This window comes from Kitasatospora sp. NPDC029312 (assembly GCF_055569215.1).
This window is the reverse complement of the sequence record NZ_JBVHXY010000001.1, coordinates 260,151-280,951: the sequence shown is the minus strand read 5'-3', so window position 1 is coordinate 280,951 and position 20,801 is coordinate 260,151. Positions and strand designations below refer to the sequence as shown.

The following is a 20,801-nucleotide window of genomic DNA, read 5'->3' as shown; positions in this document are numbered from 1 at the left end:
AAGGGGTTCCTTCCTCGCCGAGGTGGCTAAGTGGAGGCGTCGCCGCTTATAGTCGAAAGTAACCGGCGGCGCCTCCACTTCATGAGTGTACGAGTGCCGAGGACACGCCGTCGCGCCCGCACCGTGCGGGCACCCGAACCCCGAGGAGCAAACAATGGGCCTCCCCCTCGAAGGCAAGGTCGCCGTCATCACCGGCGGCGCGTCCGGCGTCGGTCTGGGGATCGCCCGCGAGTTCGTGCAGCAGGGCGCCCGGGTGGTCATCACCGACCTGCGGCGGAAGTCGTTGGACGAGGCGGTCGCCACGATCGGCCCGAACGCCTCCGGCATCGTCGCCGACGTCACCGAGCTCGCGGACATGGAGGCGATGTACCGGGAGGTCATCGCACGGCACGGACACCTCGACACGGTGGTGGCCAACGCCGGCATCGGCGCCCACGCCCCGCTCGGCGCGACCACCGAGGAGCAGTTCGACCGGACCTTCGGCGTCAACGCCAAGGGCGTCCTGTTCACCGTCCAGCCGGCGATCGCCCTGCTGCCCCCCGGCGGCACGATCGTCATCATCGGCTCGACCGCGTCCATCCAGCCCCCCGCCGGCATGGGCCTGTACGGCGGCTCCAAGGCCGCGGTGCGCGCCTTCGTCCGGTCCTGGATCCAGGACATCAAGGGTTCCGGCATCCGCATGAACGTGCTCAGCCCCGGCGCCGTGGACACCGAGTCCCTGCGGCACGCCCTCGGCGCGGCACAGGGCCCCGACGCGGTCCCGGCCGCCGTCCGGACGATGGGCGAGGGCAACCCCACCGGCCGGATCGCCGACCCCCGCGAGATGGGCACCGCCGCGGCGTTCCTGGCCGGCGACGCCTCCAGCTTCATCACCGGCGTCGAACTCTTCGTCGACGGCGGCATGGCGCAGGTCTGAGGTCACCCCCGACCGGCCACCGCGGCCTCCAGCGCGAGTGCGGCGGCCGGCTGCCGCCCCCGCGACCAGGTGACGTGACCGCGCCGGGTGGGACCGGTCAGGAATCGAGAAGCCCCGGCCGGCGGGCCGCCCGTAGCGTGATGGCCATGGGAACCAACGAAACCACCGCGTCCCTCGCCTCCGTCACCCTCGAGGTGGCCGACGCCGGGGCCGCCCACCGCTTCTACACCGCCTTCGGCGTCGACCAGCATGTTCGCCTGCGGGAGTCCGAGGCGCCCTCGACCGGGTTCCGCGGCTTCGCCCTGGCGCTCACGGTGTCCCGGCCGGCCACCGTCGACGCCTACCTCGCCACCGCCGTGGACGCCGGCGCCACGGTGCTCAAGCCCGCGGCGAAGTCCCTGTGGGGCTACGGCGGCGTCGTCCAGGCGCCGGACGGGACAGCCTGGAAGGTCGCGACCTCGGCGAAGAAGGACACCGGGCCGGCCGTCCGCGAGATCGACGACGTCGTCCTCCTCCTCGGCGTCGAGAACGTCAAGGCCACCAGGGAGTTCTACGTCGGCCGGGGCCTGACCGTGGCCAGGAGCTTCGGCGGCAAGTACACCGAGTTCGCCCCCGGCGAGCCCGGCGCCGTCAAGCTGGCGCTGTACAAGCGCCCCGCTCTGGCCAAGGAGGTGGGCGTACCCGCCGACGGCACCGGCTCGCACCGCATCGTCCTCGGCGGCACGGCGGGCTCCTTCACGGACCCGGACGGATTCGTCTGGGAGGCCGTCACGCCGGCCGCCGCCGCACCGGCCACGCGGTCCTGACCTGCCACCCCGGCCGCGCGGTGCTGACCCGCCACCCCGCGGTCGCTACTTCTTCCTGCGGCGCTTGGGCGGTTCCTCCGGTTCCGGGCTCGGGGTCTTGGGCGTGGTGCGCATCATCACCGTGTAGTTGCGGTGGACGAAGAGCCGGTCGATCTCCGGAACGCTGGAGGAGCCCACACCGCAGCAGGCGTAGTGGATCGTCAGCGGCGGGGCGTTCTCGCCCTGGTCCTCGTGGGCGTCGAGGAGTTCCTGCACCTTGTCCCGCAGCGTGCCGGCATCGACCGAGACCGCGCCCTCGGCCAGGTGCCTGGCGTCAAGGGGCATCAGCTTGTAGTTGATGACCTCCTCGCCCGCGCGGAAGGTCTTGGGGTAGTCGGGCGGCATGGGCTTGCGCTTGTTGTTGTCCCCGACCAGTTCGAGGTCGTCCGTGGTCGGCGGGTGGCCGGATTCGACGCGGTTCGCCACCTCGTTCTCCAGCCACGCGCCGGGCGGGGCGTAGACGACGAGTTCGACGCCCGCGGGCACCGTGAACGTGGCCTTGAGCGCGCGGCTGCGCGGGTTGTCGGGGTTCTTGGGCAGGCGCTGGTTGTCGCCGAACCGCCCGTGCCCGCTGATCACGGTCGAGGACTGCCCCTGCTCCCCGTCGGTGCCGGGCATCCGCTGGATGGCCGGCGCCCGAGAGGCGAGCATCCGGCCCACCGCGGCGTTTCCCACCGTTCCCTGAAGCTCCGTCAGGGAACCGGACAGCGACCGCGTCGCGGACGCCGGGGATGTCGCGGGCCGCGGTGTTCTACGGCTCCGACGGCCTTCCTGCGCGTGCATGGCGTCGCTCCCCTCGGTCCGGGATTCACTCGGAACACGGTCAGGGGCGATGGTAGGCCCCGCATGCGGTCAGGGGCAGGGCGCCGCGGCCACAACCGGGGGCAGGCATGTCTGCCTTCCCGGAGCCCCGGTCGTACCCCGACTTGCCGGAGCCGGCCGGGAATCCCCGCACTGGTTCTCCGGGCCGGCGTTCGCCTGGACTCGCCCGCTCCGGCGGTGAGTTCACCACCCGCCCCGACGGACGCCCTCCAGCTCGGCCACCGCCTCCACGACCCGCGCCGCGCCGTCCTCCTGCGCCATCGCACGAGCGGTGGCCGCCGCTCGCCCGCGAAGTGCCGGATCGTCAACGGCGTGACGGATGGCGTCGGCCAGCCTGGCGGCGGTCAGACCCGCGAACGGTACCGGGCCGGTGGCCGCACCGAGTCGAGTGAGCCGGTCGGCCCAGAACGGCTGATCGGCCGTCACCGGCACCGGGACGCTCGGGGCACCCGCCCGCAGCGCCGCCGCCGTGGTACCGGCACCCGCGTGGTGGACCACCGCGGCCACCCGGGGGAAGAGGTGGGCGTGCGGAAGCTCGCCGACCGTCAGCACGTCGTCCCCGACGGCCGCGAGCCCTGCCCACCCCGCCTGCAGGATGCCACGCACTCCCGCCCGCCGCAGCGCGTCGACCGCGAGGGCGCCCAGGCGCTCGCCGTGCCCGGCCGCCATGCTGCCGAAGCCGACGAACACCGGTGGCGGTCCGGCCCGCAGGAAGTCCTCGACCTCCGCCGGGAGGCGGTACCCGGCGGGGACGTGCGGCCACCAGTTGCCGACCACCCGCGCCCCCTTCCGCCAGTCCTCCGGGCGCGGCACCAGCGCAGGGCTGAAGCCGTGCAGGATCGGCCAGTCCGCCCGCTCCCCGGCCCGTCGCCGCGCCCCCTGCGCACGGGCCGGAAGCCCCAACCGCGCCCTGAGTCGACGCGCGGCCCCTTCGTGCAGCCGGTCCACCACGCGCTGGCCGAGCGCGCCCGCCGCCCGGTTGCCCCAGCGGCCGAGCGACCGGCGCGGACCGACGACCGGCGGGAACTCCCCCGTCGGCAGGGTCGGCTGGAGGTAGACGCCGAGGCTGGGCACCCCCATCGCCTCGGCCAGGTGCCAGCCGAGGGGGGCGGTCGTGGTGGCGAGCAGAAGCAGATCGGCACCGGGCGCGGCCGCGTCGGCGAGCCCGTCGCCGAGCCGGTCGATGAACTGGGCGGCCCGGGCCAGGAGCGCCGAGCGCCCGTCGGGCGCGCCCGCCGCCGTGCCGCGCGGGTCGACCGGCAGCGGACGGAACTCCGGGCCGCTCTCACCTACCAGCTGACGGAAGGTCTCCGGCGCCGCGAGGGCGACCTCATGGCCCGCGCTCCGGAGACGATCACCGAGCCCGGTGTACGGGGCGACGTCGCCGTACGAGCCGGCGGCCATGATGAGGATCCTCACCGCGCCGCCTCCGCATCCGCATCCGTACCGGTGCTCCGCCCGGCGTTGGCACCGATGGCACGGCGGAGGTACCCGGCCAGGCCGGGGCGCTGTTCGGCCGGCGGCACGACGAGGGCGAAGGCCCGGGCGTCCGCCTCGTAGTCGTCGGCGATCCGGCAGTGCATCTCGGGCGGGCAGGGCGTGAACCAGCGGGTGATGTGCCGCCGGTGCTCCTCGGCGAGCTCCAGCACCTCCGGGTGGTCGGCCGCAAGCCCGTGGTCGAAGGCGGCGAGCAGCCGCCCGCGCCAGTCGGCAGCCTCGGCCATCAGCTGCCGCCAGTCCTCCTTGGTGTGGGCCGCGGCACGGGCCAGCGACTGCCGGTGGCTCTCCCCGTCACCCCATTTGAGGTGGGCGTCGGCGGCGTAGCTGAGGTCGAAGACCACGTCGCCGAAGACCTCGAAGCGTTCCTCCGGGGTGAGCTCGACCCCGGTGCGTTGGACCTCGATCGCCCGCTCGGCGACGTCCACCAGCTTCTGCAGCCGTGCGATCTGGCCGGTGAGGGCGTCACGCCGGGCGAGCAACTGATCGAGCGCGTCGGCGTGCGGGTCCGCCAGGATGTCGGCGATCTCGTCGAGCGGGAAGCCGAGTTCCCGGTAGAAGAGGATCTGTTGGAGCCTGGCGAGGTCGGCCGCGTTGTACAGCCGGTAGCCGGCCGGGCTGCGTTCGCTGGGCGACAGCAACCCCGACCGGTCGTAGTGGTGCAGAGTCCGCACCGTGACCCCGGCGAATCCGGAGACCTGTCCGACCGACCAGCTCATGGTTCCCTCCCGTACATCCGTGCATCCATGCGTCCACGGATCCGCGCCTTCCGTGGGTCCTGCGTTCCGGTGCCCCAGCGTGCGGCCTGACGTGGGGTGAGGGTCAACATCCCGGCCCTGACCGTGACGTGCTGCGACCACCCGCGCACGCCGCGCAGTGGTCCGGCAGTGGCCCCCTGCTCCGCCGGGCGATCGGCACCCGAGGTCCCTAGCCTGGTGACTGAGAGGAGGCGAACACCATGCTTGGAGACGGACCGCTGCAAGCAGTCATCCCCGCCACCGATCTCGCCCGCGCCAAGGCCTTCTACACCGACACCCTCGGCCTCAAGCTCACCTCGGAAACGGAGGAGGAACTGAGCTGCGAGTGCGGCGGAACCGAATTCACCATCTACCACACCCCCAGCGGCGGGCAGGCCGCCCACACCCTTGCCAGCTTCAAGGTCGCCGACCTCGACCGTGAGATGGCCTCGCTGCGCGAGCGGGGCATCACCTTCGAGGAGTACGACTTCCCCGGCCTCAAGACCGTCGACGGCGTCGCCGCGAACGACGACATGCGCGCGGCCTGGTTCAAGGACAGCGAGGGCAACATCCTCTGCGTGGCCCAGCGCGTCAACCGGTAGCCGGCCTTTTACCCGCATCACCCCACCAGGCCGACGAGCGGCTCCACGGGAACCGCCCGTCGGCCCGTCACGTCCCCGCCCGCCCGGTGGGCGGTCCGGAATCGCGCACCGGGCAGCCGCTCACTTCCCGCCGAGCCGCCGCAGCAGCGCCCGTGCCGAGCCGACCGGGTCGAAGGCCCCCGGCCGCTCGCGGGTCACCGGGTAGCAGGCGAGCCCGATCAGCACCGCGCTCAGGTGCCCGATGCTGGTGTAGGTCCGGTTCTGGAGGAGAGCGACTCCGTAGACGGCGAGCACCCCGGCCAGGTAGAGGTACCGCCACGGTCGCACGATCAGATAGGTGAGCACCCCGACCACCCCGGCGAGCGCGTAGCTGACGCCGTAGTCCAGCGTGTGGACGGCCTTCGGCGGGGCGAGGCCCCGGTGGATCGCCCAGCCCAGGACGCCCTCGCTGAGGTACGTCGCCCCGACGTGGGCGACCGCCGCCACGGAGAGCCAGCGCAGCGTGCCGAGCCAGCGTTCCGCCGGCACGTGGAAGACGTTGTAGAGCGCGAAGTAGCTCAGCCAGCCGCCACCGGCGATCCACAGCGCGCTGGTCGCGAGCACCCTGACCGGCGACACCTGAAGGTGGTGCAGGTTGGTCGAGCGCCGTTGCAGGATGCGGTCGGCGGTCGCGGGGTCGACGTGCCGGATCACCTCGGTGGTGATCAGCAGGATCGCCAGCCAGATGTAGGTGCCGGGGGCGCGTCTGATGTAGGCCCACACCGCGTGGGCCGCGCGAGCCCACCAGCGCCGCCGACGCGCCTGGGGCACCTCGGTGGTGCTGCCGGACATCGGTGCCTCCTCGACGGTTCGTCCCCACCCTCGCCCGGCGTCACCGCGGGCCGCCGCCGCGGCGACCCTTTCGGGTGACCCGGCCCGTGCGCTGCCTCCGCCGCCGGGCACGACCGGCACTGTGGCCAGCGTGCACTGACGTACGCTGGCCCTCCGGCCCTCCGCCGAGCCGCCGGTACCTGACACGCGACAGCAAGGGCACCAGGCACACGATGACGGACCGCCTCGGGACGACCGGACCGACCGCACCGACCGCCACCGCCGCCCTCCGGCGCCCGCCCCTCAGGACCGCCGCCCTCCGCCTGCGGCTCACCGCGGCCTACGTCCTCCTGCTGACCGTCACCGCCTCCTGGCTCGCCACCCAGGGCCACGCCGAACGGGTCCGCTTCATGCGGCACAACAGCAGCAACGTCCACCACATGGAAGTCGGCAAGTGGTGGACGCTGTTCACCAGCGGCCTGGTGGTCGACGGCGTCCCGGCCTGGGTGGGCATCGCCGGCGTCGCCGCCGTCCTGGGCCTGGCCGAGTGGCGTTGGGGTCCGGCCCGTGCGGGCGCGGTCTTCGTCTTCGGGCACCTGGGCGCGACCCTGCTCACCGAGGGCGCCATGTGGGTCATGCTGATCCTCCGAATCCCCGGAGCGCTCTCCCGGGCCCGCGACGTGGGGATCAGCTACGGACTGGTCGCCACCGCCGCCTGCCTGCTCGCCCTCGGCCGCCGCCCCCTGCGCCGGTACGCCCTGCCCGCCCTCGCCGTGGCCCTGGCGACCGTCTGGGCCCTGGACCAGCAACTGGCCGACGCCGGACACCTGGTCGCCCTGGGGCTCGGCGTCCTCGCCGCCCGGACTCCCTGGGTCCGCGCCCACGCCTCCCGGCCGTCCGACGGCGGGCCCGCCAGCGGCTCCGGCGGCGCCCCCGACCGCGAACCGGCCCGCAGCAGCGCCCCCGGCCGCTGAGCCTCCCCGCCGTCCCACCCGGTCAGGACGGGCCGCGCAACCACCCACCCGCGCACGGGAATTCATCCTGACGTAGCCCTCGCGGGCCGGCTCGGAGAGCACCCTCCTCGCCTCACGCCTTCGTATGCTCTTGCGCTACTCTGCAAATCTATGCCAGAGTGCGGGCATCGGATCGAATAGGCCGAATCCCCTCACACGTCGCTACATCAGGAGCCCGCGCCGCGCGGGTGGTCAAGGGTGCATGCATGTCGAAGGTCTTGAGCAAGCTGCCGGTCGGTGAACGGATCGGCATCGCATTCTCCGGCGGGTTGGACACCTCCGTCGCGGTCGCGTGGATGCGCGAGCACGGCGCCGTCCCCTACGCCTACACGGCCGACATCGGCCAGTACGACGAGCCGAACCTCGCCGACGTCCCGGTCCGTGGCCGCGCGTACGGCGCCGAGCAGGCCCGCCTGGTCGACTGCCGGGCACCGCTGGTCGAGGAGGGCCTGGCCGCCCTCGCCTGCGGCGCCTTCCACATCCGCTCCGCCGGGCAGACCTACTTCAACACCACCCCGCTCGGCCGCGCCGTGACCGGCACCCTGCTGGTGCGCGCCATGCAGGAGGACGGGGTGTCCATCTGGGGCGACGGCTCCACCTACAAGGGCAACGACATCGAGCGGTTCTACCGCTACGGCCTGCTCGCCAACCCCAACCTGCGGATCTACAAGCCGTGGCTGGACCAGGCCTTCGTCACCGAACTCGGTGGCCGCAAGGAGATGTCCGAGTGGCTCGCCGAGCGTGACCTGCCCTACCGGGACTCCGCCGAGAAGGCCTACTCGACCGACGCCAACATCTGGGGCGCCACGCACGAGGCCAAGCGCCTGGAGTACCTGGACACCTCCATGGAGATCGTCGCCCCGATCATGGGCGTCGCCTTCTGGGACCCGGCCGTCGAGATCCGGACCGAGGACGTCACCGTCGACTTCGAGTTCGGCCGCCCCGTCCGGATCAACGGCCGCGAGTTCGGCACCGCCGTGGAGCTGGTGCACGAGGCCAACCTGATCGGCGGCCGGCACGGTCTGGGCATGTCGGACCAGATCGAGAACCGGATCATCGAGGCCAAGAGCCGTGGCATCTACGAGGCCCCGGGCATGGCGCTGCTGCACATCGCCTACGAGCGCCTCCTGAACGCGATCCACAACGAGGACACCCTCGCCACCTACCACGCCCAGGGCCGCCGGCTCGGCCGGCTGCTGTACGAGGGCCGCTGGTTCGACCCGCAGGCGCTGATGCTGCGCGACAGCCTGCAGAAGTGGGTCGGCCAGGCCGTCACGGGCAGCGTGACGCTGCGGCTGCGGCGCGGCCAGGACTACTCGGTCATCGACACCCAGGGCCCGAACTTCAGCTACCACCCCGAGAAGCTGTCGATGGAGCGCAGCGTGGACGCCGCCTTCGTCCCGGACGACCGGATCGGCCAGCTGACCATGCGCAACCTGGACATCGCCGACTCCCGCAGCAAGCTGGAGCAGTACGCCGGGCACGGGCAGCTGGCGCCGTGGAGCGGCCTGATCGGTGAGCTCGCCCCCGGTGGCGCCGCGCCGATCGCGGCCGGCAACGGCGACGAGGAGGACTCCACCGCGCTCGACCACGCGGCCATCGAGTCCGGCACGGACTGACCGGCCGACGTACCGACTGACCCGGCCGATCCGGCTGATCCGGCCGATCCGGCTGATCCGGCCGATCCGGCTGATCCGGCTGATCCGGCTGACGAACGCACCTGGGCAGGGCCGTCGCACCACACCGGTGCGGCGGCCCTGCTCCGTTCACCGTCCACGGCCGCCCCCTCCACGGCTCACGCTCCACCGGTAGCCCGAACGGCCCAACCGGACGTGCGCCCCGTCCCCGGCCGTAGCTGAATGGCGGACGGCGCCCGGCCACGGGAAGGCAGGTGCGGGGATGGGTGAGGCGATCGGCGCGATGCTGGCCTCGGCGGTGGCGGTCGCGCTCAACCCGCTGCCGCTGATCGCCGTGCTCCTGATCCTCGCCTCCCCGCGCGGCCGGACCAACGGACTCTCCTTCACGGCGGGCTGGGTGCTCGGCCTGGGCGTGGTCACGGCCGTGGTCGTGGTGGCGGGCGGCGCCCTCGACCCGGACAGCGGTCAGCCGACCTGGTCCTCCTGGCTGAAGCTCGGCCTGGGCGTCCTGCTCCTGCTGCTCGCCGTACGACAGTGGCGCGACCGCCCGCGACCAGGCCACATCACCGCGCCCCCGACCTGGCTGCTGGGCGTGGACCGGCTCACCGCCGCCCGCTCCGCCGGCCTGGCCGCGACCCAGGTGGCGGCGCACCCGAAGACGCTGCTCCCGGTGGTCGGCGGCGCCGCCTCGATCGCCGCCGGTCCGGCCGGCGTCGGGGCCACGACCGTGGCCGCCGCCCTGATGGTGTTGATCGGCTCGCTGGGGACCCTCGTCCCGCTCGCCGTCCACCGGCGCGGCACCGACCGCTCGATCCGCGCGCTCGGCGAGTGGCGTGCCTGGGCGGCCGGGCACAACGCGGCGATCATGACCGTCGTGCCCGTCGTCCTCGGGGCCGCCTACCTGGGCGATGCGCTCTCCGGGCTCACCTGAGGCACCCACGCCCCAGCCGGTCAGTTCCAGCCCGTCAGTCACAGCCGGTCAGCCGCTACCGCCACCCGGAGCACGGGCCGCTTCGCGGGGGTGCTGTGCGAGGGTGCGGTTCGGTGGGGCGGCTCGGCTCCTGGTCACCGGATGCGCACCACCCCGCGGCCCCGCACCGTCCGCACCCCCAGCCGCCCGACGCCGCCACCGTCCTCGGGGCCGCCGACCTCGGGGCCGCCGCCGTCTCCGGAACCGCCACCGCCCCCCGCGCCGCCGCAGGCGCGCGCGCCAGGCCCGAGCCCGGCCCCGACCGCGTCCCTGAGCGTCAGCAGGATCTCCCCGTCGTACCGCTCCGCCAGTCGCCGAACCAGCGCGGCCGCGCCTCCCGGTCGGGCTCGCGGGGCCAGCTTCGGCAGCCGTCCGGGGCCGCTGAGGTCCTCGGCCTCGGCGGCCCAGCGCGCCGCGTCGCCCCACTCGCCCTCGGCGGCGTAGTGCACGGCCAGGCAGTGGACGGCCAGCTCGTCGCCGTACTGGACGGCGATCCGCCACCAGAAGACGCCGTCCGCCACACAGCCCATCCCGTAGAGCAGGCAGCCGAGGGTGCGCAGGGCGGCCTTCTCGGCGAGTTCGAGGTCCAGAGCCAGTTCCCCCGGCTCCGCCGCTCCGGCGACGCCCGCGCACAGGTGCCGCAGGTCGCGCCGCAAGTCGCGCCGGAGGTCGGGCCGCCCGTCGGCCCAGGGGCGGCCCCCCGAGGGCGGGACGTGTGGCGGCCGGGCGGCGGCGGGCGGCCGGGCCGGTCGCTCGCGCGTGGTCGGGGCGCCCCGTCGGGCGGCGGCCAGCCGCTCGGCCAGCCGCCGGGTGAAGGCGGCCGGATCGTGGTCGCCGAGCTCCCGGTCGAGTTCGGTGGCGTGCGCGCGCAGCAGCTCGGTGATCCTCATGTCGCCTGCCCGTCGTCCGGGTGCTCCAGCAGGTACTCCAGGTGGCGCCGCCCCAGGCTGTAGTACGTGCGGGCGGTGGTGTGCGCGATGCCGAGTGCCCGGCCGATGTCGTGGTACGACAGGCCCGCCTGGCGCAGCCGGACCACGTCCGCCTGGACCGGCGCGGCGCGGGCGAGCTCCTCCATCGCCCAGTCCAGGGCGTCGAGTTCGGCGAGTTCCTCCAGCTCGTCCTGGCTGGTGTCGGGACGGCGCTGGGCGATCACCCGCAGTCGTTTGCGTTCGGTGCGGCGGCGCTCGCGCATGACGTCGACCACCGCGTCCTTGACGATCTTGAAGGCGAAGGCCTGCGGGTCCTCACTGGCCAGGGCCCGGCGCCAGTTCCGGTAGAGCGTGGTGCCGGCGTTCTGCACGGCGTCCTGGGCGTCCTCGCGGTGGCGCAGCCGCTGCTGGGCGTACCGGAGGTAGCCGGAGTTCTCGCGGGTGAAGAAGGCCTCGAAGTCGGTCGGCAGGTCGTCGAGCGGGTCCGCCCGCAGACTCCGCTCCTCGCCCGGCCCGGGAGTGTTCACACGCGCCCCCTCTTCCTGGGTCAGCTGGCCGGCCCACCGAGTGGCACGCCGACGGCCCCTTCGGGGGCTCGTGGTGTAACCGTCCGGCGGGCCCGGGTTGTTGACCGGATCGGGCGGACAATTGGCGACCGTTTCCGTTCACTTCCGAACAGTGCCGCTGACCTGCCCCTTCGGGCGGCGGGGCAGCCGCCCGGCGACGTCGACGTGACCCAGATCACAGTCGCTCGAGCTCCGGCTTGACAACCCCCACTGCACGCACACCCCATGGCCGCGCTACGGCGCGGGCTCCGCCACCGCCGAGTCCAGCGCGCCGGTCACGCGCTCCAGCAGCTCGCGCAGCGCGGCCAGGTCCTCGACCGGCAATCCGGTGGCGGTGAGCAGTCGGCGCGGCACCTGCCCGGCACGCTCGCGCAGGGCCGATCCCTCGGCGGTGAGGCCGACGGTCACCGACCGCTCGTCCTCCGGACTGCGCTCACGTCGCACCAGGCCGGCCGCCTCCAGCCGCTTGAGCAGCGGGGAGAGCGTGCCCGAGTCGAGCCGCAGGCGTTCGCCGATCCGCTTGACGGGCAGGTCGCCGTCCTCCCAGAGCACGAGCATCACCAGGTACTGCGGATAGGTGAGCCCGAGGTCCCGGAGCAGGACCCGGTAGACGCCGCCGAAGGCGCGCGAGGCGGCGTTGAGCGAGAAGCAGATCTGCTGGTCGAGGCGGAGCAGTTCCTCGTCCGCCATGCCCGGAGGGAGCGTGGTCATGCACCCATGGTACCGATGACCATCGCGCGATTGAGTTGTGCGCAATTGAATTGCGTGCTCTACTTATCGAGCGGGCAGCGACAGAGGCTGTCCGCCGACCGCCGCGAGACGAGCAGCAACACGAAGGGACCAACCATGGACGCGCTCTACACCGCCGCCGCCACCGCCAACGGCCGCGAGGGCCGCGCCGTCAGCTCGGACGGCCGGCTCGACCTCGCTCTCGCGATGCCGCCCGCGCTCGGCGGCAGCGGCCAGGGCACCAACCCCGAGCAGCTGTTCGCCGCCGGCTACGCCGCCTGCTTCGCCAGCGCCCTCGGCCTGGTCGGCCGCCAGGCCCGGGTGGACACCAGCGAGGCCTCGGTGACCGCCGAGGTGTCGATCGGCAAGGACGGCGAGGGCTTCGGCCTCTCCGTCGTGTTGCGCGTCGAGCTGCCCGACTCGCTCGCGGATGAGGCCGGTCTGCTGCTGGTCAAGCAGGCGCACGAGGTCTGCCCGTACTCCCGCGCCACCCGGGGCAACATCCCGGTCGAGCTGGTCGTCGAGTAAGTCCCGGACGACGGCCCGGGGCGCGCGGCCCATCCCGGTCGCCCACCCGGCAGACACGCCGAGGCCCGTCGCACGAGTGTGCGACGGGCCTCGGCGCGCACCCCCGCGTCAGGGGCCGCCCGGACCGGGCCCCGCCCGACCAGGCCCCGCCGGATCGCCGCCGCCCGGCCCGCCGGGGCCACCGGGGTCGCCGGGGTCGCCCGGCCCGCCGGGGCCGCCCGCCGAGCGCAGCGTCTCCAGTCGGTGGCGGTACTCCTCCGTGTCGATCTCACCCCGGGCGAAGCGATCCGCGAGCACCTGCTCCGGGGTCGGCCCGTGCGCCCAACCGCGCTGCCCACCCGGCCACGGCCCGCCGATGCCCGCACCGGTGGAGCCGTGCGGGACCGCCTGCCGCGAGCGGGAGACGTACCGGAACAGGGCGACGGCCAGCAACAACAGGAGTGCCAGGACCAACAGTGAGCCGATCACCGTCATGGCGATGCCCCAACCGCCCGGCCCGTGACCGGGCCCGTACCCGTGCCAATGCCTCATCGGGACCTCCTCCGGCGATCAGCGCCTTACCACCATCGTGCGCCCGCGACCGGTCAAAGCGCCGTGAAGAAAGCCTGAGAAATCGTTGCTGTGCTCGCCGGCAGGGCCACCGGGTAGCGTTGCCGCCCATGAACCACCACCCGCCGGACGACCACCGCTCCCCCGAGCAGCTCGTCGCCGCCGGACTGCTCCGCCGCCACACCGACCACGGCCCCCACCCGGCGCTCGGCCACTCCCCGATCGCTTACGTGTCCACCGCGCTCTGGATCGAACTCGCCGCCCTGGCCATCGCTCCCTCCGCCGCCGAGGCCACCGCCGCCGCCCTGCTGCGCGCCATCGCGGACGAAGCCGTGGACGCGGCCCTCGCCCCGGGCAACGAACGCGCTCCCCGGGACGACCTGTACGTGACCGACCCCGCCCACATCGGCCCGCACCGCCAAGCGGTCTGGTTCCGCCGCTACGGCCCGGGCGGCCCGATCACCGCCGCCTTCGCGCCCTGACCTCTGCCCTATGCGGACGCGGGCGTATCGGCGGGCCCTGCCGGGACAACGGCAGGCTGGGTAACCGCTCGGGTCCGAGCCTCCTGGGCGGCCCGGGCGGCCGGCGGATTGACGTCGGCTCGGCGTGCCCGCTGCATGGCCGTCAGCCGGGTGACCACCACGATCGCCGCCACGGCCGCCACCAGGCGCAGCACCGACCCGGCGGCCTCCACCCGGATGCTGCTGCGCAGGTGCTCGACGTCATCGGGGAGCGATACGTCCACTGGCCCCAGCATGGCGCCGGAGAGCCGGCCGAGGACCAGCGAGCCGATCCAGGTGGACCACCACAGGACGAGAACCTTCTCCGACGGCGTGCGCCGTCGCCCCTCCGCGTCCAGCGGCGCGCTCGCCCGCCAGCAGTCCACCGTCAGCTGCCAGGGGAACCAGAGCAGCACGACCGGAGTGAACCAGCCCCAGATGCTCCAGCCACGGCGGAGACGGTGCCCGTTCGGCAGCAGCAGGTCGGCGTTCTGGCGGACGCGGTAGAACCAGACGATGAACACCACCCCGGTGACCAGCGCCAACACGATGAACACCTCGTTCAGCGTGCTCGCCGTCGAATCCGCGGCGTCGACCTCGTCGAAGCCGACGTCACTACCGCCCGCCAGCCGGCCCACAAGCACATCGACCCAGAGGTCGACCGCGACCGCCACGGCCGCCACCGCAGCGTTCAAGCCGAGCAGGATGTTCACGGCCAACGCGAGACCGTCCGCCGGACTCAACGCCGCCGCCCACCCCGGCCCCGCCTCCGCGCAACCGAAACAGCGACCGCTGTCCGTCCCCACCGGGCGCGCCCCGCACGCCACACACACCATCAACTCGTCAACTCCCGGAATCGCCGCGGCGCGAGTGCGCACGCTGGTGCCCCAACATCCCGACGGGGATGGGCGCGCCGACTCTAGGGGATCCCCAACCTCCCCCGCCACGGAGAATTCGCAGCTCAGGAGCGGTATCGCCCGATAACCGACAGTTCATGCGCGGATCCATCGCCGATCCGCGGAGCCTTGCCGGGAGTGGAGATGATGTGGCCGTCACCGGCCGGCTCGGAACCCCGACGACGGCCCGGGCTCCGACGCCGGCTCCGACGCCGGTCGGTCAGCGTTCGACGCGCAGGCTGTGGCAGACCCAGCTGAGGCGGTTCGGTCCGTCGGCCGGGGGACGGCCGTGGTACGTGCCGTCGGCCACCGAGAGGTTGACGATCAGGTAGGCGTGCCAGCCGTTGCCCACGCCGTGGAGGTCGGCGTAGACCAGTTGCCCGGCGACGTACCAGTCCACGGAGTGCGCGCCGAGCACCACCTTCAGGTCGAAGGTCGCTCCCGGCCCGACTCCGGAGCCGCCCCCGTGCCAGTAGCGGAATCCGCCGCGGACGTGGTTGGAGATCTCCAGGACGTCCGGGTTGTCCGGGTGGTACTCGAAGACGTCCACCTCGTTGCCGCCGTCCCGCCAGGTCCAGATCGCCGGCCAGGCGCCCAGTTCGACGGGCAGGGTGACCCGCGCGGACAGCACGTCCCCGGTGTGGACCTGGAAGGCCTCCGGGCTGCCCTCGGTGGTGAGGAGGTTGCAGGTCCACAGCCCGCCGGTGGGCCGGCGGACGGCGGCGAACACCCCGCCGGGGCAGTACTGGCGGCTCAGGTAGTCGAGTTTGTGGTCGCTCCTGTTGGTCGGCCCCAACCGCGGATAGGCGCTGCTGCGCCCCGCGATCCACTGCCTGGTCGAAGTGAAGTCCGCGTCGAACACGACTGCCACGGCCGCCTCCCCAATGCTCCGGGGTCCCGGCACGTCGAACCGCCGGGCACACAGAGTGAGTTACCCGATACGGTCCGCAGTATGCGAAGGGTCCAGGAAGGGTTCCGGACGGCGGCCGACGCGGCGGCCGCTCAGCCGACCGACGCGGTGGCGCCCCCGGCGCGGAGCCGGTCGGTCACCGAGACCACCCCGTCGACCGAGCGGCAGAGGTTCAGCACGACCGGGACCAGGCGTGCCTCCGGCACGGTGCCGCTGAGCACCACCCGGCCCTGGGTGACCTCCACGCCGATCTCCGCCGGGCTCACGCCTTCGATCCGGCCGAGCACCTCCTCGACGATCTCCCGCCGGATCACCCCGTCCTCGCGCAGGAACACCCGCAGCAGGTCGCCGCGGCTCACCATCCCGATGACCCGCCCCTCCTCGTCCAGCACGGGCAGCCGCTTCAGCCCGTGCCGGCTCATCAGCCGCGCCGCCGCGACCACGCTGGTGCCGGGTGTGGTGCAGGTCGGCTGCGTCGTCATCAGGTCGGCCGCGGTGATCTCGCCGCCGGGCCCTACCCGCACCGACTCGGGTGCGGGCAGCAGGCTGCCGTGGTCCTCCTGCGCGGCCAGGGTGCGCAGCAGGTCGGCTTCCGAGACGACACCGAGCGGCCGCCCCTCCGGGTCGACCACCGGCACCCCGGTGATGTCGTAGTCGGTCAGCAGCGCGACGATCTCCCGGAATCCGGTCTCGGGCACGACCCGGACCACGGGGCTGGTCATCACGGATTCGACGGTGGCATGCCGCACGCCGGTTCACCTCGTCCAACGGTGCTCGTGGGGCCGGGCACGGATCGTCCCGGCCGGTACCCGCAGCATGACCCCGAACGGGCTAGATCACCAGGGGCCAAGGGGCTGAACGGGTGGGACCAACGACTCTGACGTGCGAACACGGCGCCCACGTCCGGGAGCGCGCGGCCGTCGCCCGCGCCCGGGTCTCACGGACGGCGCAACCATCACATGATCGACTCGTTGGACCGTCCACCACGACAGCACGGACGGCTCCGGGAGGGCTCCTTGGCAGAACGGACGGCGGGCGCGGCGCCGACGGCCCAGCGCGCCGCGGCGCGCCCGGTGGCGGAGGCCGAGGCCGCGCTGGTGCGGCACTACCGGAGGCTGGTCCGGCTCGCCTACCTGGCGCTGCCCGCGGACCGGGACCGGCACAGCCGGGTGCTCGCCGCCCACGGCGCCGTCCAGCGCGCCCTCCCCTTCCGCTGGACGCGCCGGGGCGAGTCGGCAGCCTCGGTCGGGGACGCGGTGGACCCGGTCTACGCGGCCCTGCGTCTGCGGGTCCTGCGCGCTGCGCTGCGCCCGCACCCGGCGGCACGGCTTTCGGCGCCGCGGGTCTGGGGCCTGCGGCTGTTCACCCCGCACGGCGGCGAGGAGGACGCGGCGCTGGACCACGCGCTCGCGGCGCTCGACGCCCCCGCCCGGGCCGCCTTCGCGCTGCGCGTGGTGGAGCGGCTGGACGCCGACCAGGCGGCCGAGGTGCTGCGGCAGGCCGGGGTGGCACGACCGGCGGAGGCGCTCGCGGCCGCCGCCGGCCTCCCGGCCGGGCCCGAGGCGGAGCCCCCCGCCTTCGATCCGTGCGCCGTGCGGGTGCAGCCCACCGACCTGCTGCGCCGCCGCCGGACGCTGACCGCCGCGCTGGCGGTCGGGCTGCTCGGGCTGACCACGACGGCGGTCCTGGGCGACGACGGACCGGCGCCGACCGGCCCCGAGCCGACGGTCCGGGCGGAGACGGACCCGGCCCGGCTGGTCCGGGTGGCGCCGGACGCCTGGCAGCACACCGCGCGGGTCGACTTCACCGCCTGGCCCGCGCGCGGTGACCGCCGTGGGGACGGCGCGCTGCTCGGCCGCGCCCTGGCCGCCTGGGCGCACCCCGGGCCCCGGACCCATGCCGACCCCGGCACCGACACCGCCCCGCCCGCCGCTGCGCCGAACCTGCTGTACGCCGGGACGGTGGACGGCACCGGCGTGGTGCTGCTGTCCGACGGCCGCCGGATCGCCCGCTGGACGGACGGCCGGCCTGACGGGCAGCGTGAGGGCCAGGGCGGCGGGCTGGACCTCGCCCGCGTCGACGGCTCCGATCCGACGACCGCGGGTGCGGTGGCGCTGCACCGGGAGGGCACGGCCGTCCGGTACCTGCTGGCGCCCTGGGTGGACGGCGCGGAGACCCGCCGGATCGACCAGCCCGATGCTCCGGTCCGCCCCTTGGACCATCCCGACGGGCTCACCGCGGCGGTGCCCGGCGGCGGGCTCGCCGACTGCCAGGGCGCGACCGTGCTCCAGTTGCGTTCCTCGCCGGTGATCGCCGAGAGGCACGCCTTCCTGCTGGCCGACGTGGGCGGCCTCGTCCCGGCCCACCTCACCTACGCCCCGCCGCCCGACCGTGCCCAGCCCGACCGTACGGCTGCCGACCGCACGTCACCCGACCGCGCCCAGCCCGACCGGGAGCCCCGCGAGGCGGCCGCCCAGGACGCCCTGCAGGCCTGGGCCCGGGCCGGCTGCGCCGCGCCGGACAGCGGCCCGGGCGTCAAGCAGCTGAACCTGTGGGCGTTCGCGGTCCAGCCGCTGCCGCAGAACGCGGGCTCGGCCGCCTGGTTCTGCCTGCGCTCGGACCGCTGGACGGGCGAGGGCAGCGCGGCCACCGCCGTGCTCCTGCCGGCCGCCCGGAGCGCACAGCGCACCGGCGGCGCTACGGGCCGGGCGTGCAGCCGGTTCGAGCCGGACACCGTGGCCTCGACCTGGTGGCGTTCCCCGCAGGGTGCGGAGTACCTGCTCGCGGCGGGCAGCCGGCGGGTCACCCGGCTGTCCGTCAAGGGCCCGGACTGGTCGGCCGACCGCCCGGCCCCGGACCGCACCCTCGCCGTGGAGCGGCCGGCCCGGGCGTCCGTCCAGGTCGAGGCGCTCCTTGACAACGGCACCCGGATCAGCCCGCCGCACTGACGGCACCGGCCAAGGCCGGCCGGTAGTCCGGGAGTTCCACGCTCGACACCTGCTTGCCCAGCTCCAGCATCCGGTCCAGCGCCCAGCGCCGGTTGAGCACGGCGTTGCGCAACCGCAGGCCGGTCGCGGTGCGCGGGGCCAGGAAGGGGCCGGTCCGGTCCCCGCCCTTCTGGCAGCCCTGGGCGTAGCCGCGCAGCAGGTGCTCGTAGCGGGTGAAGGCCGCCCGGTGGTCGCCGCGGGCGAGGGCCAGTTCGCCGGCCAGGACGTACGCGGCCACCACCGCCGTCCCGGTGCCCATGCCGCCGATGGTGGCGCCGCAGGCGGCGTCGCCGAGCAGGGCGATCCGGCCGTGGGACCAGTGGGGGACGTCGGCGCGGCTGATCGAGTCGAAGTACAGCTCGGGGGCGGCGTCCAGGCTCTTCAGCAGCTCCGGCACCCGCCAGCCGAGGCCGGCGAAGGCGCTCCGGACCAGTGCCTTCTGCTGCTCCGGATCATGGCGGTCGTAGGGCAGCTCGGGCGAGGCGAACAGGCAGAAGGCGCCCGCCCGCGTCGGGTCCCGGTGGTCCGCGCCGACGGACATCAGGCGGCCCGGCACGTTGAGGCCGACCCCGCCGACCGGCAGGCCCGCGTCGTTCGGCAGCTGCCAGGTGGCCGCGTAGTAGCCGAGGTGACGGACGAAGCGTCGCTCGGGACCGAAGGCGAGCCGCCGGACGTTGGAGTGCAGGCCGTCGGCCCCGATCACCAGGTCGAACTCGCGCGGCGCGCCGTGCCGGAAGGCGACCCGGACGCCCTCCGCCGTCTCCTCCAGGGCCGTGACCGAGTCGCCGAAGACGTACTCGGCGCCGGCGCTGCTGTGCCGGTGCAGCAGTCGGGCCAGCTCGCCGCGCGGGACCTCGACCTCGCCGCCGGCGAACTCCGCGGGCAGGTGCAGCAGCTGGCGCCCCCGCTGGTCCACGAAGGTCATCGGGCTGCCGCCGGTGCCGAGCGCGCGCAGCTCCTCCAGGACGCCCATCCGCTCCAGCACGGTCAGGTGGGTGCGGCCCCGGAAGTCGACGTTCTGCCCGCCGCCGCGCAGCGCCGGGGCGAGTTCCACCACGGTCACCTCGAAGCCGTACCGGCCCAGCCAGTGGGCGAGCGCCGGACCGGCGATGCTCGCGCCCGAAATCAGCACCCTGGTGCGCCGGGAACCGCGCGGAACACCGCGCCGGAGACCGCTGTCGGCGTCGTTGAGCAGGCCACTCATGGAAACCACCCCGTCCGAGGATCAGAGAACTGTGTCTGGCGGACACTGTTCGTTGCTGTGTACGGTAGACACAGTTGGCACGGACGGGCAACCCCTTGGACGGGAGCGGATGGATGGGCGAGGCGGCGAAGGACACGGTGCGACTGCTCTGGGACCCGCCGGCCAAGCCCACTCGGGGGCCCAAGCCGGCCCTCAGCCTGGAGCGGATCGCCGCGGCGGGCGTCGAGGTGGCGGACACGGAGGGGCTGGGTGCCGTCTCCATGCAGAAGGTGGCCGGACTGCTCGACTTCACCAAGATGTCGCTCTACCGCTACGTCCCCGGCAAGGCCGAACTCATCGCCCTGATGGTCGAGTCGGCCATCGACGAACCTCCAGCCCCCGCCGAGGGGGCCCACTGGCGGGAAGAACTCACCGCTTGGGCCCACCACTTGGCCACAACGTTCAGCCGACACCCCTGGCTGCTGGACGCCACCGTCGGCCCCCGGGTGCCCGGCCCGAAGGAACTCACCTGGCTGGAGCGGGTGGTGGCCGCCCTCGACGGCCACGGTCTGACCGGCGCCGAACGGATGGACGCCGCCGTCCTGCTCGCCGGGCACGTGCGCGGCATCGCCGAACAGGTCCGCGCCACCGGCCCGAACGGCTCCCCCGAGGCCGAACTCCTCGCCGCCCTCGGCACCGTGGTGCACCGCCACGCCGACCGCTACCCCGCACTGGCCGCCGCCATGGCCGAGCCGGGCGGGCACGACCAGGCCCTGGACTTCGGCCTGGACCGCATCCTGGACGGCCTGGCCGCCCTGATCAGCCGCCGCAGCGAGGGGCACCGGGCCCGATAACCGCTCGATCGGCGCCCCGCGGCACGGCTGGCATCCGGGCCCATGGCGATGTTCGTGCACCGGACCGCCGCGGCGAACGCTCCGCGCATCCGCCGCGCCGGCCTCCGGGCCGACAGCCGGGGCCAGGGCGGCGTTTGCGGGGTGTACTGCTTCCCGGTGCTGCCCTCGTACCCGCTCACCCACCAGTGGCTGCGCGAGTTGGCCCGGTTCGGGCCGAGGATCGCTGGTCGCCGTGCACATCCGGCTGGACGACGCCCAGATGGTACTCGTCGGGCACTACCGGGTCGTTCCCGAGGGCGCCCAGCAGGGGCTGTCGGCGGC

The 20,801-nt window shown here is 74.0% G+C and carries 22 protein-coding genes; 10 read left to right on the top strand and 12 right to left on the bottom strand.

The genetic code is table 11. The features are described 5' to 3' along the window. Positions 1 to 154: 154 nt before the first annotated feature. Positions 155 to 916, top strand: a complete 762-nt coding sequence (locus tag ACZ4WV_RS01270) for an SDR family NAD(P)-dependent oxidoreductase (protein WP_465741537.1) — start codon at positions 155 to 157, stop codon at positions 914 to 916. Positions 917 to 1,062: 146 nt separating this feature from the next. After that, positions 1,063 to 1,722 carry a glyoxalase gene (locus ACZ4WV_RS01265; RefSeq protein WP_465741536.1) on the top strand — a complete coding sequence of 220 codons (660 nt, stop codon included), beginning with the start codon at positions 1,063 to 1,065 and terminating at the stop codon, positions 1,720 to 1,722. Positions 1,723 to 1,767: 45 nt separating this feature from the next. On the opposite strand, the gene ACZ4WV_RS01260 is transcribed toward ACZ4WV_RS01265, so the two are convergent. The 3 genes from ACZ4WV_RS01260 to ACZ4WV_RS01250 form a co-directional block, all read right to left on the bottom strand. After that, the gene (locus ACZ4WV_RS01260) at positions 1,768 to 2,412 is read right to left on the bottom strand and encodes a putative adhesin (RefSeq protein ID WP_465741534.1); all 645 of its coding nucleotides are present in this window, start codon (positions 2,410 to 2,412) and stop codon (positions 1,768 to 1,770) included. Between the two features lie 354 nt (positions 2,413 to 2,766). Then, entirely contained in the window at positions 2,767 to 4,002 is a 1,236-nt protein-coding gene (locus ACZ4WV_RS01255) for a glycosyltransferase (RefSeq protein ID WP_465741532.1), read from the bottom strand. Then, complete coding sequence (locus tag ACZ4WV_RS01250) at positions 3,999 to 4,799, bottom strand: MerR family transcriptional regulator (protein WP_465741530.1); 801 nt, start codon at positions 4,797 to 4,799, stop codon at positions 3,999 to 4,001. The genes ACZ4WV_RS01255 and ACZ4WV_RS01250 overlap by 4 nt, the downstream gene beginning before the upstream one ends. Before the next feature lie 239 nt (positions 4,800 to 5,038). Between ACZ4WV_RS01250 and ACZ4WV_RS01245 the strand changes: the two genes are divergently transcribed. After that, positions 5,039 to 5,419: a VOC family protein gene (locus ACZ4WV_RS01245; protein ID WP_465741528.1), complete on the top strand. Its 381-nt coding sequence runs from the start codon at positions 5,039 to 5,041 to the stop codon at positions 5,417 to 5,419. A 120-nt stretch (positions 5,420 to 5,539) separates the two neighbouring features. Here ACZ4WV_RS01245 and ACZ4WV_RS01240 read toward each other — a convergent pair whose 3' ends face one another. After that, the gene (locus ACZ4WV_RS01240) at positions 5,540 to 6,250 is read right to left on the bottom strand and encodes a rhomboid-like protein (protein ID WP_465741526.1); all 711 of its coding nucleotides are present in this window, start codon (positions 6,248 to 6,250) and stop codon (positions 5,540 to 5,542) included. A 212-nt stretch (positions 6,251 to 6,462) separates the two neighbouring features. On the opposite strand from ACZ4WV_RS01240, the gene ACZ4WV_RS01235 reads away from it, so the two are divergent. From ACZ4WV_RS01235 to ACZ4WV_RS01225, 3 genes are all read left to right on the top strand, one after another. After that, positions 6,463 to 7,203 carry a rhomboid-like protein gene (locus ACZ4WV_RS01235; RefSeq protein ID WP_465741524.1) on the top strand — a complete coding sequence of 247 codons (741 nt, stop codon included), beginning with the start codon at positions 6,463 to 6,465 and terminating at the stop codon, positions 7,201 to 7,203. A gap of 245 nt (positions 7,204 to 7,448) precedes the next feature. Next, entirely contained in the window at positions 7,449 to 8,861 is a 1,413-nt protein-coding gene (gene argG, locus ACZ4WV_RS01230) for an argininosuccinate synthase (protein WP_465741522.1), read from the top strand. A gap of 280 nt (positions 8,862 to 9,141) precedes the next feature. Further along, the gene (locus tag ACZ4WV_RS01225) at positions 9,142 to 9,810 is read left to right on the top strand and encodes a GAP family protein (protein ID WP_465741520.1); all 669 of its coding nucleotides are present in this window, start codon (positions 9,142 to 9,144) and stop codon (positions 9,808 to 9,810) included. 134 nt (positions 9,811 to 9,944) lie between these two features. Here ACZ4WV_RS01225 and ACZ4WV_RS01220 read toward each other — a convergent pair whose 3' ends face one another. The 3 genes from ACZ4WV_RS01220 to ACZ4WV_RS01210 form a co-directional block, all read right to left on the bottom strand. Then, positions 9,945 to 10,739: a hypothetical protein gene (locus tag ACZ4WV_RS01220; RefSeq protein WP_465741518.1), complete on the bottom strand. Its 795-nt coding sequence runs from the start codon at positions 10,737 to 10,739 to the stop codon at positions 9,945 to 9,947. Beyond that, positions 10,736 to 11,305: an RNA polymerase sigma factor gene (locus ACZ4WV_RS01215; RefSeq protein WP_465741516.1), complete on the bottom strand. Its 570-nt coding sequence runs from the start codon at positions 11,303 to 11,305 to the stop codon at positions 10,736 to 10,738. Before ACZ4WV_RS01215 ends, ACZ4WV_RS01220 begins: the two co-directional genes overlap by 4 nt. 273 nt (positions 11,306 to 11,578) lie before the next feature. Next, positions 11,579 to 12,055: a MarR family winged helix-turn-helix transcriptional regulator gene (locus ACZ4WV_RS01210; protein WP_465741514.1), complete on the bottom strand. Its 477-nt coding sequence runs from the start codon at positions 12,053 to 12,055 to the stop codon at positions 11,579 to 11,581. Between the two features lie 135 nt (positions 12,056 to 12,190). Here ACZ4WV_RS01210 and ACZ4WV_RS01205 point away from each other — a divergent pair, with 135 nt between their 5' ends. Then, positions 12,191 to 12,601, top strand: coding sequence for an organic hydroperoxide resistance protein (locus ACZ4WV_RS01205; RefSeq protein ID WP_465741512.1), 411 nt, complete (start codon positions 12,191 to 12,193; stop codon positions 12,599 to 12,601). 108 nt (positions 12,602 to 12,709) lie between these two features. On the opposite strand, the gene ACZ4WV_RS01200 is transcribed toward ACZ4WV_RS01205, so the two are convergent. After that, a complete protein-coding gene (locus tag ACZ4WV_RS01200) occupies positions 12,710 to 13,132 on the bottom strand; it encodes an SHOCT domain-containing protein (RefSeq protein ID WP_465741510.1) in 423 nt (140 codons plus the stop codon). Positions 13,133 to 13,260: 128 nt separating this feature from the next. Here ACZ4WV_RS01200 and ACZ4WV_RS01195 point away from each other — a divergent pair, with 128 nt between their 5' ends. Continuing rightward, on the top strand, positions 13,261 to 13,632 hold the full coding sequence (locus ACZ4WV_RS01195; protein WP_465741508.1) for a hypothetical protein: 372 nt from the start codon (positions 13,261 to 13,263) through the stop codon (positions 13,630 to 13,632). A gap of 8 nt (positions 13,633 to 13,640) precedes the next feature. On the opposite strand, the gene ACZ4WV_RS01190 is transcribed toward ACZ4WV_RS01195, so the two are convergent. The 3 genes from ACZ4WV_RS01190 to ACZ4WV_RS01180 all read right to left on the bottom strand — a co-directional run bounded on the left by ACZ4WV_RS01190 (position 13,641) and on the right by ACZ4WV_RS01180 (position 16,205). Further along, positions 13,641 to 14,363 carry a DUF4328 domain-containing protein gene (locus ACZ4WV_RS01190; RefSeq protein WP_465741506.1) on the bottom strand — a complete coding sequence of 241 codons (723 nt, stop codon included), beginning with the start codon at positions 14,361 to 14,363 and terminating at the stop codon, positions 13,641 to 13,643. A gap of 403 nt (positions 14,364 to 14,766) precedes the next feature. Next, the gene (locus ACZ4WV_RS01185; protein ID WP_465741504.1) at positions 14,767 to 15,417 is read right to left on the bottom strand and encodes a LamG domain-containing protein; all 651 of its coding nucleotides are present in this window, start codon (positions 15,415 to 15,417) and stop codon (positions 14,767 to 14,769) included. Positions 15,418 to 15,548: 131 nt separating this feature from the next. Then, positions 15,549 to 16,205: a CBS domain-containing protein gene (locus ACZ4WV_RS01180; protein ID WP_465741502.1), complete on the bottom strand. Its 657-nt coding sequence runs from the start codon at positions 16,203 to 16,205 to the stop codon at positions 15,549 to 15,551. A gap of 267 nt (positions 16,206 to 16,472) precedes the next feature. Here ACZ4WV_RS01180 and ACZ4WV_RS01175 point away from each other — a divergent pair, with 267 nt between their 5' ends. After that, complete coding sequence (locus ACZ4WV_RS01175; RefSeq protein ID WP_465741500.1) at positions 16,473 to 18,404, top strand: hypothetical protein; 1,932 nt, start codon at positions 16,473 to 16,475, stop codon at positions 18,402 to 18,404. Here the strand turns inward: ACZ4WV_RS01175 and ACZ4WV_RS01170 are convergent. Beyond that, positions 18,388 to 19,647 (bottom strand): FAD-dependent monooxygenase, encoded by a 1,260-nt coding sequence (locus ACZ4WV_RS01170; protein WP_465741498.1) that lies wholly within the window; start codon positions 19,645 to 19,647, stop codon positions 18,388 to 18,390. The genes ACZ4WV_RS01175 and ACZ4WV_RS01170 overlap by 17 nt on opposite strands. A gap of 113 nt (positions 19,648 to 19,760) precedes the next feature. Here ACZ4WV_RS01170 and ACZ4WV_RS01165 point away from each other — a divergent pair, with 113 nt between their 5' ends. After that, positions 19,761 to 20,480 carry a TetR/AcrR family transcriptional regulator gene (locus ACZ4WV_RS01165; protein ID WP_465741496.1) on the top strand — a complete coding sequence of 240 codons (720 nt, stop codon included), beginning with the start codon at positions 19,761 to 19,763 and terminating at the stop codon, positions 20,478 to 20,480. The last annotated feature ends 321 nt before the right edge of the window (positions 20,481 to 20,801 follow it).